This window comes from Polynucleobacter sp. AP-Nickl1-40-C4, assembly GCF_035012665.1.
Classification (GTDB): Bacteria; Pseudomonadota; Gammaproteobacteria; order Burkholderiales; family Burkholderiaceae; genus Polynucleobacter.
Genome location: NZ_JAYGQR010000008.1, coordinates 82,920 through 97,866 on the forward strand (window position 1 = coordinate 82,920; position 14,947 = coordinate 97,866).

Below are 14,947 nucleotides of genomic sequence, written 5' to 3' on the forward strand. Positions count from 1 at the left end.
GACTACAATGCCAGTATGAGCGAGACCTCCCCTCTTTCCACTGGCGACCTAGCCTTAGGTATGGATGCGCTATGCGCATCCATCAATCGAGTGGCTGGAAAAATTCAGGTTATTGCTGAAGCCGTTCAAAACTTAAACCAAAATCGAGTGCAACTCGAAAACAAGATTGAAGATGCGCAAAAGCGTATTCAACATATCCTAAGTCGTCTGCCAGAACAAAGCGACGGTCGCCAGCTCAATCTACTAGGCGAAGCTATCCCACCAAATAACCCCGAGGATGACAATGAGCCAGCAACGCATTGAGGTAAGTCTTGCCGGCCAGAAAATTACTCTGGCAACCAGTGCCGAGCATGAGCCATTACTCCGTGCAGCGTGTGTCTTGGTAGACGAACAAATTCAACTGGCTATTAATGGTGGTAACCGCAGCATTGAAAGAGCGAGCATGATGGCGGCACTCAAAATTGCTGGCGATCTTATTACTTTACAAAAAAATCAATCGCAACAAAGCACCTCCTCCAACGTGAGCTCGGATGAAGTTACTCGCCTACAAGGTGAAATTCGCGCTCTTGAAGATCAAGTAGATGCTTTGATGCAAACCCTTTCCCTGCCTGGTTCGCCAAGGCCAATAGTTCCTTGAACCGATGCGCAAGCATCAGGAACGATCTTTACATTGCGGGCGTGAGCGTTTTGCAAGTTCACAGTGCCAACTTAGACTTGGTTACTCCCTGAACCTCTTAATGCACCCAAAGCAGAGTAGCCGTTCCACCTTGAACCTTAGGGTTCAGGATGACGGCCTAGCGGCTAAGGCGGGGAATTCATGTTACTAAACGATATCTTGATGTTGATGTTGTGCGGCGCCATCTCTGGCTACTTGGCTGGACTACTAGGCATTGGTGGCGGCATGATTCTGGTCCCCTTCATGATCTTGGTTTTTAATCATCTCGGATTTAACCAAGAAGTCATCGTACATATGGCAATTGCCACCGGAATGGCCACCATTTTATTTACGACAACTTCTGCTATTTGGGCACATCACAAACATAGCTCAATTGATTGGAGGCTGGTTGCATCCTTAAGTCCCGGAATGGTTTTTGGCGGACTGATTGGTGGCAGCGAATTATTTGAAGCGCTCAAAACTTCTTGGCTCTCACTTTTCTTTGCCGTCTTTATTGTTTACACCTCAATCCAGATGTTGCTCAATAAGAAGCCTAAGGCAGGCAGAGACTTACCTGGGACGCTTGGATTATTTTCGTTTGGCACCTTTGCTGGAGCCCTTGCAAGCTTAGTAGGCGCAGGTGGGGCATTTATTACTGTGCCATTTATGCTTTGGTGCAACGTCAAGCCGCATACAGCAATGGCTACTTCATCTGGCTTGGGCTTTCCAATTGCTGCAGCGGCCACTATTGGTTATATGTATGGGAGCTGGGGCAACCCCGATCTTCCAGCAGGCTCTTTGGGCTTTGTATATTTACCAGCGGTTGCGTGCATCGTGACGGTCAGTATTTTTACTGCACCTTTAGGTGCAAAGATGGCCAGAAAACTCGATATTGCTCAACTCAAACGAGTTTTTGGCATCATGCTTTTTTTCCTTGCAGCCTTCATGTTTAATGAAAGCCGCAAGGCATTCGGCTTCTAATTACGCTGTGTACTGCTGACGCAAAATATTCTTTTGCACCTTACCCATAGCGTTACGAGGTAAATCAGCAACAATCTCTACGCGCTTTGGAATCTTAAAGTTTGCAATTTGTGTTTTCAAAGTAGCAATCATGGCTTCTGCATTGAGTTTTGCTCCGGCCTTAGGCACCACTACTGCCATCACTGCCTCACCAAAATCAGGGTGCGGAATACCAATCACAGCACTTTCATCAACGCCAGTCATGTCATCAATAAAACTTTCGATCTCTTTCGGGTAAACGTTGTAGCCACCAGAAATAATCAAATCCTTGCTGCGACCAACAATGCACAAGTAATCATTTGGAGCTTTACCGCCATTGGCATCGCCACCCCAACGACCGACGTCGCCAGTTTTAAACCAGCCGTCTTTGGTAAATTCTTCGGCAGTCTTCTCAGGCATACGCCAGTAGCCTGCAAATATGTTCGGGCCCTTCACTTGAATACTGCCAATCTCGTTTACTTTGCATGGCTTGTTATCTTCATCCACTACACGCACCTTAACGCCAGGCAATGGTAGGCCAACTGAACCACCTACGCGCTTGCCTTTGTAAGGATTAGAAACCAACATCACCGTCTCACTCATGCCATAACGCTCAAGAATCGGCTGGCCAATCACTTCTTTGAAGGTATTAAATGTTTCTGTCAGCAAAGGAGCTGAGCCGGAAACAAATAGACGCATATTGCTTGCTACTTTTTTAGTAAATCCTTTGTCAGCCAATAGGCGTACATAGAATGTAGGTACACCCATCATCACTGTGGACTGTGGCATGTGCTTAATCAATTGCGCCGTATCTAAACGTGGCAACCAAATCATTTTGCTGCCATTAATCAATGCGCCATGCGCCGCCACAAACAATCCATGAACGTGGAAGATAGGTAAAGCATGTAGCAATACGTCGCCTTTTTTCCAGCCCCAGAACTTTTGCAGCACTTGTGCATTGCTGCCAAGGTTCTTATGAGTCAGCATTGCGCCCTTGCTGCGTCCTGTCGTACCGGAGGTGTACAGAATCGCTGCAAGATCATTATCCTTCGCTGGAACGGTCTTGAATTTGTCGCTCAGGTTTCCTGCACGCTCTAATAAAGTACCCATACGATTCTCGTCCAGCGTGAATACATGTTTAGTGCCAGCCTTGGAAGCTACCTTAGAAACCCAAGAGAGATTCTTGCTGCTGCACACAACCACTGCTGGCTCAGCATTCTCTAGGAAGTACTGGATTTCAGCTGACTGATAAGCAGTATTCAGCGGCAAATACACATAGCCCGCACGAATCGTTGCTAGATAAAGAAAAAGTGCTTCAGGAGACTTCTCAACCTGCACTGCAACCCTAGCTCCTTTTGGAAGCTTCAAGCTAACAAGTAAATTAGCCAGCTTGGCGGTTGCTGACTCAAGGTCACCCCAAGAGTAATAAAGACCGTCGTGTGTCTCGAGAGCGCACGCTTTTTTATCCTTTGGAAAACCTTTTTCCAATACTGAATACAAATTCATGAAAATATTCCTTGATTTCTTAAACTAGAGGCGCACCCATTACCCAATTAGATAATCCAGTGGCGATTTCTGGGAATGCGCAAAGCAATACAACAGAAAAAAGCATGATGAATACAAATGGCATCACGCCGTAGATGATTTCACGCAAGGTGATATCAGGGGCAATATTCTTAATAACGAAAATATTCAAGCCAACTGGTGGATGAATTAAGCCCGTTTCCATCACAATAGTCATCACCACGCCAAACCAGATTAAATCAAAGCCAGCGGCACGCAGAGGTGGCAAGAAAATTGGCGAAGTCATCAAAATAATCGAGACAGGTGGCAAGAAGAATCCTAGGACGATCACCATTAGTAGAATGGCTCCCAATAGCACCCATCTGGAAGTATTTAGATCAACAATTGCCTGTGCAGCAGACTGACTTAAATGCAAGTAACTCATCACATTTGCAAATAAGAGGGACATGCCAATGATGAACATCAACATCGCGGATTCGCGGATCGTGACATCTAACAATGGGTACAGGTCCTTGAAACGCCACATCTTATAAATCACTGCAATTAATAGAAATGCAAAGACTGCGCCCAAGCCCGCTGTTTCAGCAGGCGTTGCATATCCTCCGTACAAGGCAACCATTACACCGATCAATAAAACTAAGAAAGGCAGCACTCTAGGCAATGAGCTCATTTTTTGCTGAATGGTGTAGGTTTGACGCTCCAATATGGGCGTAGAAACCTTAGTCACGGCATAAGCTTCGTAAGCGCTGGTGTACTCTTTACGGAAGCGATAGACCGTGTAGACGGAAAAGAACATGACCAACATTACGCCAGGGCCAATAGCCGCCAAGAATAAGCGCCCCAATGATTGCTCTGCTGCCACAGAATACAAAATCATGGTGATTGAAGGTGGCAATAAAATTCCCAAGGTGCCACCAGCAGCAATAATGCCTGCTGCAAAACCTGGAGAGTAGCCACGCTTACGCATCTCAGGAATTCCTGCGCTACCAATTGCAGAGCAGGTTGCAGGGCTAGATCCGGCCATAGCAGCAAACAGCGCACAAGCAAATACGTTCGCAACTCCTAAGCCGCCAGGTATCTTACCCATCCATACATGAAGAGCATCATACAAATCCTTGCCCGCACGTGAACGGCCAATAGCAGCACCTTTCAAGATAAACAATGGTATGGACATCAAAGTAATGCTGGACATTTCCTCATACACGTTCTGCGCAACCGTATCCAATGATGAAGCAGGCATGAAGAAATACATAAAAATAATTGCAACAATACCTAAAGCAAAAGCAATTGAAATCCCCGAAAACATAATCACCAGGGTTACAAAAGCAAATAAAAGACCAATGGTAAGAATAGACATATTAGTGACCCCCACTCACAACATCAGTAGCGATCGTTTTTCTGATGAAAATTTGTAGAAATAGTTGAAATGTGAGCAATGCCATGCCAGCAAACATCATTAAATAGGGAATCCACAAGGGAGGAGCCCATGTGGAGTTAGTTACTTGACCATCTACCCATGCTTCCTGAAGCAAATCCCAAGTTTTCGTAGAAAAAAAGGCAAAAAATAGGCAGGAAATCACATCAATAACAATTCCGCGCACTTTATTAACCGGGTGAGGCAACAGGCCCTCAATTGCAGAAATTCCTATATGGCCACGCCTCTCTTGCACATATGAACTGCAGAGAAAAGTTACGCCCACCAAGCAAAATAGAGCAGCTTCATCTTGCCAGTCGTTCGCCGTATGAAATAAACCACGAGACATAACGCTGTAACTCAGAATGAGAGCTGCGGCCATCAGGGCGAGTGAGCCCAGTAACACCAAGAATTTATTCACTGCCGACATCACTCTGTCGGCAGCCTCTAGAATCAACATCATTTTATGAAATCTTCTCTGCCGAGCGCATCATTGCAGCACAAGTTTCATTACGCTCGGAGAATTCTTTCCAAGCAGAATTTTTAGCTACTGCCTTCCATTTATCAACTACCGACGTATCCATTTCAAAAACCTTGTTGCCGGCTTTAGCAAATGCAATCGCTGCATCAATATCATCCAATTTGGCCTGTTCGGTACCAAATTTTTCCATATCCGCTCCGACCGCCATAATGACGTCGCGTTGTTTTGGTGTTAAAGAATCAAACACCGTTTTTGACATCATGAGCGGCTCTAACATATACCAATAGGATTTATTTTTGGCGGAAGTAAAGTTTTTAGTTAACTCCGCAAGCTTGAATGACATTAAGCTTGCCGATGATGTGTAGGCCGCCTCTAGTGAGCCGGTTTGCACGGCCTGATAAATCTCATTTGAAGGAATTGAGGTCATTACGGATGCACCTGCTGCCTTAAGCATGGCATCAAATTCACGACTGCCACCCCTCACCTTAACGCCTTTAACGTCGTCCGGAACCACGATAGGACCAGAACGTGTAGCAACGCCACCAGCCTGCCACACCCAACTAACAATCACAATACCCTTGGACTCCATGACCTTATTCAAGATCTTGCCAACTTCAGCATTTTTCCACTTAGCGCCTTGTTCATAGCTAGTAACTAGCGCTGGCATTAGACCAATGTTAGCCTCAACAACTTCTCCACCTGCATAAGGCATTGGGTAGAAACTAAAGTCAAGGGCACCTTTACGGAGAGCGCTAAATTGAGCATTTGTTTTCATTAATGAGGATTGCGGATAAACGTCGAACTTCAATTCGCCGTTTGTTTTTTTAGTGACCTCTTCACCGAACTTCTTACATAAGCGATCACGGAAGTCTGTGCCACTTGGAAATTGGTGAGAAATCTTTAAACTTTTGGCGCCTGATTGAGCAAACGCGCTCAGATCGTAACCAGCAAGGGATGCTCCAGCCGCACCCAGCAACAATGTGCGACGCAATTGAGAAATTTCTTTTGAATCTGTCATGTTCATCTCCTAAATGACTATTATTTTTCTACTTACAACTGTGGGTACTGCCAGTTTTGTGACCGCCGGCTTCTTCATGTTCCATTCTAAAGCGAATACTCTGTGAATTCTGCTTTAGCGTCTCCTCCACTAAATTTCTTACTTAGGGCTGCATTAAACGACCAACCGCACGGGAATAATCAATTTCACCCCGGGTAAATCGCTCATGATTTTCCTCAACAGCCGAAAGATCATATAAATAATTAACCATAAGTGCCGCGGACTGTCGTAAACCCTTGCGAGAAAGGTCTCCAGCCCAGTTAATCTGATGAAGCTTGGCGCCGTTGCCCAAGTGAAACTTGGCAACCGGGTTACCGTTACGGCCAGCAGAACCTAAACCCAAGTAAATACTTGCGAGGCACAGTAAAGCGGCCTTTTCTTTTTCATTAGCATTGTCTGGATGCCAGCCAGCACTTAAGCGCTCAGACCAAGAGCGATTAGCAAGTCCAAGGATCTCCAGGGATTGCTCACGAGCTGTGCGAACTGCCGGCTTGAGTTGGGTACCTGTCTTTTCGCTGCCAATATCTGCACCAGCTGCGACCCAGTCAATGAAGCCTGGAATTGGAGAAAGCGTCACAAAGGTTTTGAGACCAGGAAATTCTGCATGTAACTGTTCGGCAACGCGCTTAATCAAGAAATTACCCATTGAAACACCGCGCAGGCCTGGCTCGCAGTTACTTATAGAATAAAAAGCAGCCACTTTATATTGTGAAGTTTGATGAACTGTCTCTGCCTTCTTATCTACCAAAGGCGTAATCACAGCGGGAATTTCTGGCAAAAGCGCTACTTCAACGAAAATCAAAGGCTCGTTTGGAAGCTGCGGGTGAAAGAAGGCAAAACACCTACGATCAGGCTGCAAGCGGCGGCGCAGGTCATCCCAACCATCAATTGCGTGCACAGCCTCATGCTGAATCAGTTTTTCCAGAACCTCGGCAGGTGACTTCCAATCCACCCGATGCATCTTTAAAAATCCTGGGTTAAACCAAGAAGACAAGAGGTGACGCAAGTCAAAATCAACTGCTGTTAACTCCGGCTGCTTTTCAAGTAATTGCAACAGATCACGACGCATACCTACAAGCGCAGCAGTTCCATTGGTTGCACGATTAAGTCGACGAAACAATTCCTGCCTCGGAGGCTCAGTCACGCGTTGTAATTTAATGTAATTACGCGCACTTGCTTCTGCTGAAAAATTTTGCGCAGCAGCCATGACCGCAGCAGCATCAGGATTGAGTTTTTCAAATAGAAAATTAAAAAATTTAGAGTGTTGATCTTTAGAGAGCTTGCGATAGTTGTGGATCACATCATTAGCCATGCTGACGGCATTCGATTCGCCGCGCTCGGAAATGAGTCGATTAACCGCGCCGGTAACGCGGGAAAAGTAACGGGCTTTTGCTAGCTTTTCAAGCATGTGTATCTCTCAAAGAATTCAACCCAAAGGGTGGCGGGTTGATTACTAATGTATAGCTGAGCCATACCTGAATCAATTAATGAAAGTATATATTCATTAACTTTAAGTTAATGAATTAGCTAGCGCGTTAAGCCAGGTTTAGAAATTATTGCGATGCATCATGCGGGTTTCAGCCGCTAGAGCGAGGATATTGGGGTTTGATTCATTAGCCTGGAGGTACATTAGGGCAATATGTTGGGTTGCCTGATATTTTGGCAATAACGGGGTAAATTCAATCGCATCCCCCATTAATGCCTTCACCCTACCGGGCAATAAAGATCTTCCCAGGTCCCCGGAGACCATATTCATTAAAGAAAAGATATCACCCACCTTCATAACTACATTGGGGGCAAATCCAGCCAACTGGAAAGCCTCATAAAACCCTGAGGTGGTGGCAAAACCATCTTGAAGGGTTAAAAATTTCTCATTTTGGTACTCGGATAAATCAATATTAGCTTCGGCTGGCTTATTGTTTTTTGAGGAAGCTAAAAACAACTGGTCCTCAAAAAGAGGGACTACCTGAACACCCTCCGGAAGATCTCTTGTAGGAACCGCCATGACTACTGCATCTACATTTCCCTCGCTGAGCCTTTTCATCAAGTCCTCATTAGATCCCAGATACAAATCAATATCCAAATCAGGTCTACGAATTTTGGTACCCATAATGACTCTAGGAATAATATTGGCCGTCAAAGAGTACATTGACCCCAGGCGAATTTGCCCGCTTTCGACACCGGCTTTTGCTCTCGTCTTTTTGAGAACACGATCTACGTCAGCCAATAAATCGGCACTTGCTTCAGCCAAATAAATAGCTGCCGGCAAAGCTTTTAACTGGCGTCCATCTTTTACAAATAGGGCGCACCCTATTCCGGATTCCAGGGAATGCAATGCCTTGTGAATACTGACTGAACTTAAACGCAACTCTTCTGCTGTTTTTGAAAGACTGCCGGTCCGAATAAACGAGCACAGTACTTCTAATTTTCGAAGTGTTAGCTCTTCATTCAGCATGAGCTAATTATTGACTCTTGGATTTAAATGCAGTCATGAGATAGAGGCCAAACAATATCATTGGCACACACAACCACTGACCCATAGATAAACCCAAGCCTAGAAGGCCCAAGAAGGAATCGGGCTCACGCGCATACTCAGCCAAGAAGCGGCAAATACCGTAACCCAACATGAAAAATCCAGATATCTGGCCAACACGTCTTGGCTTGCCTGCATAAATCCAAAGCGCAATACCCAGGAGTACACCTTCACCAAGCAGTTGATAAATCTGTGATGGATGGCGTGGCACAGAATCTACTAAAGGAAAAATCATTGCCCATGGAAGATCAGTAGGTCTTCCCCATAACTCGCCATTAATAAAGTTCCCTAGTCGACCAAATGCCAACCCAAAGGGAACTAGTGGAGCAACCAAATCACTTACGACAAAAAAAGTGGTCTTATGCTTTTTAGCAAACCAGAAAAGTGCAACTAGCACACCTAACAAACCACCATGAAAAGACATGCCGCCTTCCCATATCTTAAAAATACTCAAAGGGTGAGTTAGATAGAAGCCTGGCATATAAAACAAGGTGTAGCCCAAACGACCGCCTAACACGACGCCCAGAACGCCGGCAAACAGGAGATCCTCAAGATCTTTATAGGTCCAACCTAGGGATTGATAACGTGGTGATTTAATGCGTAAGCGACCCAGAAGCAAAAATTGAACGAAGGCCATTAAATACATCAAGCCATACCAATGAATTGCAAAAGATCCAATACGAATTGCTGCAGGGTCAAACTGTGGATGAATCAACATGGGTATTGGGATCGTTAGCTTTTGGATTGGTCGAAATTATGCAACTCGTGGCCCAACTCTCGATAGGCTTTAAAACGCTCGCGCCCTGCTAATCGCTCTGTTTCATTCACAGTAACTACCTCAACGATTCTGGGAAAGCGCGCAACCAAGGCCGGCACATCAGCAGGCATACGCATTCCCAAATGAATCATGACATCAGCATGGGGAATATCGTTCAGGGCCAAGGAAGCAAAGTCATCCGTGAGTACTATTGGGGTTTCAGCTGCAGCTTCTTCCTCAATAAAACAATGCGGCAAGAAATCAGTACTGCTAAATGCCCAAAGAAGCTCGTTCAACTTTTTCAGATCTGCTTTCTCACCCACCATCACAATATTGCGGACTGGCTCACCTTCAGGCGCAGCACTCCAAATCTTACGCGTAAGGCGACAAGCATATTCCAGCTTATCACTCACATTGCTATGAAAATCAATTCGAGCCATTCAATATTTATCCAAGATCTAAAGCGCTCACTTGCGCTCGAGCAAGAAGTTCACCAAGAGGGGCACAGGACGACCGGTAGAGCCTTTGGCAGCGCCACTCTTCCATGCAGTACCAGCAATGTCTAAGTGAGCCCATTTGTATTTCTCGGTGAAGCGAGACAAGAAGCAAGCCGCTGTCACGCTGCCAGCTGGACGACCACCAATGTTGGCAACATCTGCAAAATTAGATTTGAGCTGCTCATGGTAAGCCGCATCCAAAGGCAAACGCCATACCGTATCCAAAGAAGCATGACCTGCTTTAGTCAACTCACTTACCAAGCTCTCGTCGTCAGAAAACAAACCGCTATGCACATGACCCAAAGCAATCACGCAAGCGCCTGTTAAGGTGGCAACGTCAATCACTGCCGCCGGCTTAAAGCGCTCTACATAAGTCAGCGCATCACACAGAATTAAGCGACCTTCTGCATCGGTGTTGAGAACCTCAATGGTCTGCCCAGACATACTCTTCACAATATCGCCAGGACGTGTTGCTTGGCCTGATGGCATATTTTCACAAGTAGGAACTACGCCAATCACGTTCTTCTTTAACTTCATTAAAGCAACGGAGTACATCGTACCGATCACTGAAGCTGCGCCACACATGTCGTACTTCATTTCATCCATGGCTTCACCTGGCTTTAATGAAATTCCACCAGTATCAAAAGTGATGCCCTTGCCCACCAAAACAATCGGAGCCTCTCCTGCTTTGCCACCTTGATGTTTCATCACAATAAATTGCGGCGGGGTAGCAGATCCTTTGGCAACGGATAAGAATGAGCCCATTCCCAAGGCCTCAATTTGTTTGAGCCCAAGTACATCCACTTTCAAAGCAGTCTTTTTACTTAAGCCCTGCGCGGCCTTACCGAGGTAAGTTGGTGTACAGATGTTTGGAGGAAGGTTACCCAAATCCTTCGCCAGATTCATACCCTCCACCATAGCTACGCCCTGCTCTACCGCAGGCTTCAGTTCTTTAGCGCAGGCATCGTTACCTGCAAAGACGAGATGCTTAAATGTGTCTGCTTTATCTTTTACTTTGAATTTCATAGCGGGCTGACGCACGCCAAAACGATAAGCTTGGTCGCCAGCGTATTGAACAGTAAGGCGAACCTCTTCGGCAATAAAGTCAGCTTTGTGTGCAAGCGCAAAACTTGGTGTAAACCAAAGCGCACTTTCAATGGATCCGCCACTTAAGACCTTCAAAGCTGCGCGAGCAACTTTGGAATAAGTAGTCAAACTCCGTTCGCTAGCAAGATGTACATCACCCAGAGCAACGAGTAATACTCGTTTTGCCTTAACCCCATTAGTGGACCAAGATTTTTCTGCGCGTAGCATGCATACGGAAGCTTGCTTGGAATCTAAATCCCCAACAAGATTGGCATGATTGACTGAGCCTCCGAGCAAAAGATCTAGCTCTAGCAAAAATCCCGCTTTTGCCTTGGCGCCCTTAGCACCAGAGAAACTATCAAAATCCGCCTGGGAATATGCCAAAACTAAGCAGTCGGTATTGTGGCTAAGCAAGGATTTGAGGCTAGATTTCTGGAGTTTTAGGCTCTGAAGGTCTGCTTGAGGGAAAATCTTGGTGCTGAATTGAATTGTCATAATCTATTACAGTGTTTTGGTCGCTTCAAAAGGGGGTAATCTGCTAATTTGGGACGTTTATCCATTATCCTCCGACATGAGAATAACTTCCCTTACCTGCAGCAATATAAGCCATTTACAAGCCCAATAACCCTTCAAGTCCAGACCTATAAATTCTCATGATTTTTAACCAGGCCCTTCGCCGCGAACTCAGTTTTACGACTGGCGGGGTCTTTTTGGTCTTAGTCACCATTATGGTGACCACCTTGGTGATCCGAATTTTGGGTTATGCCGCTAACGGGGCGGTCAATCCAAAAGACGCTCTAGTGTTAATTGCCTTAGCTACCCTGGGTTATCTTGCGGTTCTTTTAACAGTCTCACTATTTGTCGCAACATTAATTGTTCTGGTGCGCTGGTACAAAGATTCTGAAATGATTGTGTGGTTTGCTAGTGGTCTAAGCGTTACCAATCTTATTCGCCCTATCATGCAATTTGCCACGCCGCTCATTATTGTGATCGCGCTCCTGGCTCTTTTTGTGTGGCCCTGGGCCAACCGAGAATCCACTTTAATTAGTCAACGCTTTCAACAACGTGATGACGTATCCATGGTGAGCGCCGGACAATTCAAAGAGTCCGCAAAAGCAGAGCGTGTATTTTTTATTGAAGAGCTCGATGTTGATAAAAGCGAAGTCAAGAATATCTTCGTAGCTGATTCCAAGAATGGTCGGCTGAGCATTGCAGTTTCCCAAACTGGATTTATTCAAAACTCTGCAGGTGGTGAGAAATCCATCGTGATGCATAACGGTAGACGCTATGAGGGGCAACCCACTCAGCCCGATTTCAGAATTCTAGAATTTAACGAATACAGCACCAAGATACGGAGCAAAGAATCATTGGCACCCCCGCCACGTGATCGCGAGAAGACGATCACTGAGCTTTTAAATGACCCTAATCCAGTCTCTATCAGCCCTAATCGCGCTGAGTTACTGTGGCGCATTGGCTTGCCATTAATGGCATTAGGTTTGGTGCTGATTGCAATTCCGCTTGCTTATGTAAACCCTCGCCTGGGCAATTACACTGCGATGTTTTATGCGGTCTTAATTTATTTAATCTATAGCAACTTACTGAACCTGACGCAAAATTTTGTCTCACAAGGCAAGGTCAGTGTATTTGTTGCAATTTGGCCTATTCATTTGCTCGCCCTATTAATTGCGATAGCCTTAATTCGCAATCGTATGAATCCTTCTCTAAAGTGGTGGCGCCGTCAATTGCCCGCTTCAATGGCTACCAAATGAAATTGCTCTTTCCTTTCATTTACGAGCGCTATCTAGCCAAGCAGATTTATGCTGCTTTCGGCTTTATCTTGTTCGCTTTGGTGGCCTTGTTTTTGTTCTTCGATATCTTGAGTGAGTTGGGGTCTGTGCAGGGGGGCTACACGCTTCCTCTAGCGCTACTTCATGTTCTTCTGAAAGCCCCAAGCCGCATTTCAGAAATCATTCCCATTGCAGGTTTGATTGGCAGTATCTATGTGTTTGCAATGCTAGCTAGCCAGTCTGAGTTCACCATTTTGCGCATCGCTGGATTAGACGTTAAACGCGGGCTCATTACTCTCACAAAAATTTCACTTCCATTAATAGCGCTCACACTCATCATGAGTGAATGGGTTGGCCCTTATTCCGAAGCAAAGTCTGACCAGATTCGCATGAAGGCTATGGGCTCAGCCTATACGTCACAATTTAAAACGGGTGTTTGGGTAAAAGATCGCCTACGCGATGAGGATGGCAGCGGGCCCGTGCGTCCAGGAGTGCGCTATGTCAACGTGGGCAAAGTTGACAAGGATAATGAGATTCAAAATATCCGTATGTATGAGTTTGATGACACCTATCATCTTCTCTCAATCCGTAGCGCAGACTCCGGACAGTTTGATGAGACTGGCATTTGGGTTTTAAATGACGTCACCGAAACTCGCTTTAAAGAAACAAAGCAGTCTGACCCACTGAACCCAGTTTTTTCAGCGCAAACTTTTACTCATCCGATTCTCACTTTGGAATCGGAGGTTACACCCCAAATTTTGAATGTGCTTTTAATTAGCCCTGAAAAAATGTCGATCATGAGTTTGGGTCGCTTTATCTCCCACCTTCGTGAAAACAAACAAGATGCGCAGAGACATTCCATCGCCTTCTGGAAGAAAGTGGTTTATCCCTTCACGATTTTTGTGATGCTCGCGCTAGCCCTTCCCTTTGCATACCTTAAGGTTCGAGCAGGAAGCGTTGGCATTAAAGTGTTTGGCGGAATCATGCTGGGCATGAGCTTCCAGCTATTTAATTCCCTCTTCTCCAACGTAGGGCTTTTGGGCTCTTGGCCAGCGCTTCTAACAGCGCTTACCCCGCCTTTGCTCTACTTCCTTTTGGCACTATTCGGGTTGCGCTGGGTTTCTAAGGCTTAATACCCAAAAATCATTTAGAATTTGATTCCTATATCATTGCTGATATATAGACAGGAATCCTTATGAATCTCCACCAATTTCGCTTTGTGCGTGAAGCCGTTAGGCAAAACTTCAACTTAACCACTGCCGCTAAAGCCTTATTCACCTCTCAACCAGGGGTTTCTAAAGCAATTATCGAATTGGAGGATGAGTTAGGCGTGGAGATCTTTCGTCGCCATGGCAAGCGGATTCGCTCCTTGACGGAACCAGGTAAACGCATTTTGAGCTCGGTTGAACGCATCCTTGATGAAGTGGAAACACTGAAGAGAGTGGGTAAGGATTTTGCTAGTCAAGATCAAGGTAGCCTCGTCATTGCCACTACCCATACACAAGCGCGCTACGCACTTCCTAAAGTGCTGACTGAATTTACTAAACGCTTTCCAAAGGTAAAGGTGAGTATTCAGCAAGGTAATCCAGGTCAAATTGCAGAGTTACTCACACATGATCGTGCGGATATTGCGATTGCCACGGAAGGTATCGCCAACACTCCGGGGGTACTGGCCCTGCCGGGCTATCAATGGCAGCACGTACTCATGGTGCCGCTAAGCCATCCCCTTCTCAACCAGGCAACACTTAATCTCGAAGAGATTGCTAAGTACCCAATCATCACCTACGACAAAGCATTTGCTGGTCGCAGCAAGGTTGATGCAGCCTTTGCGCAAAGAAACATTACGCCCGATATTATTTTGGAAGCGATTGATGCCGACGTCATTAAGACTTATGTAGAAACGGGTATGGGCATTGGTATTGTTGCGGGTCATGCTTATGACCCCGATCGAGATCGCAATCTTAAAGTGATTCCTGCGGGACATTTATTTGGTAACAACGTGACCCATCTTGGCGTCAAACAAGGCGCTTACTTACGCTCATTTGTTTACACCTTCATTGAACTATTCTCACCAACGCTCACCAAGAAGATTGTTGAGCAGGCAATGAATAACGAATCCGAGACTTACGAAATTTAAATAATCTAGGGATGCTCAAG

At 45.7% G+C, this 14,947-nt stretch carries 14 protein-coding genes, 1 other RNA gene and 1 pseudogene; 7 read left to right on the forward strand and 9 right to left on the reverse strand.

From position 1 onward, the window contains the following. Positions 1-15 precede the first annotated feature (15 nt). The 4 genes and pseudogenes from VC182_RS09690 (at position 16) to VC182_RS09700 (ending at position 1,636) form a co-directional block, all read left to right on the forward strand. The gene (locus VC182_RS09690) at positions 16-303 is read left to right on the forward strand and encodes a hypothetical protein (RefSeq protein ID WP_323485173.1); all 288 of its coding nucleotides are present in this window, start codon (positions 16-18) and stop codon (positions 301-303) included. Beyond that, positions 284-499: pseudogene (locus tag VC182_RS11580) on the forward strand (cell division protein ZapA); the annotation flags it as partial. The gene VC182_RS09690 and the pseudogene VC182_RS11580, both read left to right, overlap by 20 nt. Positions 500-598: 99 nt before the next feature. After that, positions 599-817, forward strand: a non-coding RNA gene (ssrS, locus tag VC182_RS09695) — 6S RNA. Further along, positions 818-1,636 (forward strand): sulfite exporter TauE/SafE family protein, encoded by an 819-nt coding sequence (locus VC182_RS09700; RefSeq protein WP_323485174.1) that lies wholly within the window; start codon positions 818-820, stop codon positions 1,634-1,636. It begins immediately after the preceding RNA gene. On the opposite strand, the gene VC182_RS09705 is transcribed toward VC182_RS09700, so the two are convergent. The 9 genes from VC182_RS09705 to VC182_RS09745 all read right to left on the reverse strand — a co-directional run bounded on the left by VC182_RS09705 (position 1,637) and on the right by VC182_RS09745 (position 11,492). Next, entirely contained in the window at positions 1,637-3,166 is a 1,530-nt protein-coding gene (locus VC182_RS09705; RefSeq protein WP_323485201.1) for a malonyl-CoA synthase, read from the reverse strand. A gap of 13 nt (positions 3,167-3,179) precedes the next feature. Then, positions 3,180-4,535, reverse strand: a complete 1,356-nt coding sequence (locus tag VC182_RS09710) for a TRAP transporter large permease (protein WP_323485175.1) — start codon at positions 4,533-4,535, stop codon at positions 3,180-3,182. Between the two features lies 1 nt (position 4,536). Further along, the gene (locus tag VC182_RS09715) at positions 4,537-5,055 is read right to left on the reverse strand and encodes a TRAP transporter small permease (RefSeq protein ID WP_323485176.1); all 519 of its coding nucleotides are present in this window, start codon (positions 5,053-5,055) and stop codon (positions 4,537-4,539) included. 1 nt (position 5,056) lies between these two features. Next, on the reverse strand, positions 5,057-6,091 hold the full coding sequence (gene dctP / locus VC182_RS09720) for a TRAP transporter substrate-binding protein DctP (protein WP_216243956.1): 1,035 nt from the start codon (positions 6,089-6,091) through the stop codon (positions 5,057-5,059). Positions 6,092-6,233: 142 nt separating this feature from the next. Next, entirely contained in the window at positions 6,234-7,538 is a 1,305-nt protein-coding gene (locus tag VC182_RS09725; RefSeq protein WP_072583799.1) for a malonyl-CoA decarboxylase domain-containing protein, read from the reverse strand. Positions 7,539-7,676: 138 nt separating this feature from the next. Continuing rightward, positions 7,677-8,585 carry a LysR family transcriptional regulator gene (locus VC182_RS09730; protein ID WP_216121284.1) on the reverse strand — a complete coding sequence of 303 codons (909 nt, stop codon included), beginning with the start codon at positions 8,583-8,585 and terminating at the stop codon, positions 7,677-7,679. 7 nt (positions 8,586-8,592) lie between these two features. Continuing rightward, positions 8,593-9,381, reverse strand: coding sequence for a prolipoprotein diacylglyceryl transferase (lgt, locus tag VC182_RS09735; protein WP_072583801.1), 789 nt, complete (start codon positions 9,379-9,381; stop codon positions 8,593-8,595). A 14-nt stretch (positions 9,382-9,395) separates the two neighbouring features. Further along, the gene (locus VC182_RS09740) at positions 9,396-9,860 is read right to left on the reverse strand and encodes a DNA polymerase III subunit chi (RefSeq protein WP_323485177.1); all 465 of its coding nucleotides are present in this window, start codon (positions 9,858-9,860) and stop codon (positions 9,396-9,398) included. Between the two features lie 27 nt (positions 9,861-9,887). Continuing rightward, on the reverse strand, positions 9,888-11,492 hold the full coding sequence (locus VC182_RS09745; RefSeq protein ID WP_416350583.1) for a leucyl aminopeptidase: 1,605 nt from the start codon (positions 11,490-11,492) through the stop codon (positions 9,888-9,890). A 164-nt stretch (positions 11,493-11,656) separates the two neighbouring features. On the opposite strand from VC182_RS09745, the gene lptF reads away from it, so the two are divergent. From lptF to VC182_RS09760, 3 genes are all read left to right on the forward strand, one after another. Next, positions 11,657-12,772: an LPS export ABC transporter permease LptF gene (gene lptF / locus VC182_RS09750; RefSeq protein ID WP_216243967.1), complete on the forward strand. Its 1,116-nt coding sequence runs from the start codon at positions 11,657-11,659 to the stop codon at positions 12,770-12,772. Beyond that, entirely contained in the window at positions 12,769-13,923 is a 1,155-nt protein-coding gene (gene lptG / locus VC182_RS09755) for an LPS export ABC transporter permease LptG (RefSeq protein ID WP_323485179.1), read from the forward strand. The genes lptF and lptG overlap by 4 nt, the downstream gene beginning before the upstream one ends. A gap of 62 nt (positions 13,924-13,985) precedes the next feature. Beyond that, positions 13,986-14,927 (forward strand): CysB family HTH-type transcriptional regulator, encoded by a 942-nt coding sequence (locus VC182_RS09760; protein WP_323485180.1) that lies wholly within the window; start codon positions 13,986-13,988, stop codon positions 14,925-14,927. Positions 14,928-14,947 lie beyond the last annotated feature (20 nt).

What these genes read in the sequence shown, in the direction of transcription:
- VC182_RS09690 (WP_323485173.1), top strand. Translation starts at nt 16, where the DNA reads ATGAGCGAGACCTCCCCTCTTTCCACTGGCGACCTAGCCTTAGGTATG.
- VC182_RS09700 (WP_323485174.1), top strand. Translation starts at nt 818, where the DNA reads ATGTTACTAAACGATATCTTGATGTTGATGTTGTGCGGCGCCATCTCT.
- VC182_RS09710 (WP_323485175.1), bottom strand. Translation starts at nt 4,535, where the DNA reads ATGTCTATTCTTACCATTGGTCTTTTATTTGCTTTTGTAACCCTGGTG.
- VC182_RS09715 (WP_323485176.1), bottom strand. Translation starts at nt 5,055, where the DNA reads ATGATGTTGATTCTAGAGGCTGCCGACAGAGTGATGTCGGCAGTGAAT.
- dctP (WP_216243956.1), bottom strand. Translation starts at nt 6,091, where the DNA reads ATGACAGATTCAAAAGAAATTTCTCAATTGCGTCGCACATTGTTGCTG.
- VC182_RS09725 (WP_072583799.1), bottom strand. Translation starts at nt 7,538, where the DNA reads ATGCTTGAAAAGCTAGCAAAAGCCCGTTACTTTTCCCGCGTTACCGGC.
- VC182_RS09730 (WP_216121284.1), bottom strand. Translation starts at nt 8,585, where the DNA reads ATGCTGAATGAAGAGCTAACACTTCGAAAATTAGAAGTACTGTGCTCG.
- lgt (WP_072583801.1), bottom strand. Translation starts at nt 9,381, where the DNA reads ATGTTGATTCATCCACAGTTTGACCCTGCAGCAATTCGTATTGGATCT.
- VC182_RS09740 (WP_323485177.1), bottom strand. Translation starts at nt 9,860, where the DNA reads ATGGCTCGAATTGATTTTCATAGCAATGTGAGTGATAAGCTGGAATAT.
- lptF (WP_216243967.1), top strand. Translation starts at nt 11,657, where the DNA reads ATGATTTTTAACCAGGCCCTTCGCCGCGAACTCAGTTTTACGACTGGC.
- lptG (WP_323485179.1), top strand. Translation starts at nt 12,769, where the DNA reads ATGAAATTGCTCTTTCCTTTCATTTACGAGCGCTATCTAGCCAAGCAG.
- VC182_RS09760 (WP_323485180.1), top strand. Translation starts at nt 13,986, where the DNA reads ATGAATCTCCACCAATTTCGCTTTGTGCGTGAAGCCGTTAGGCAAAAC.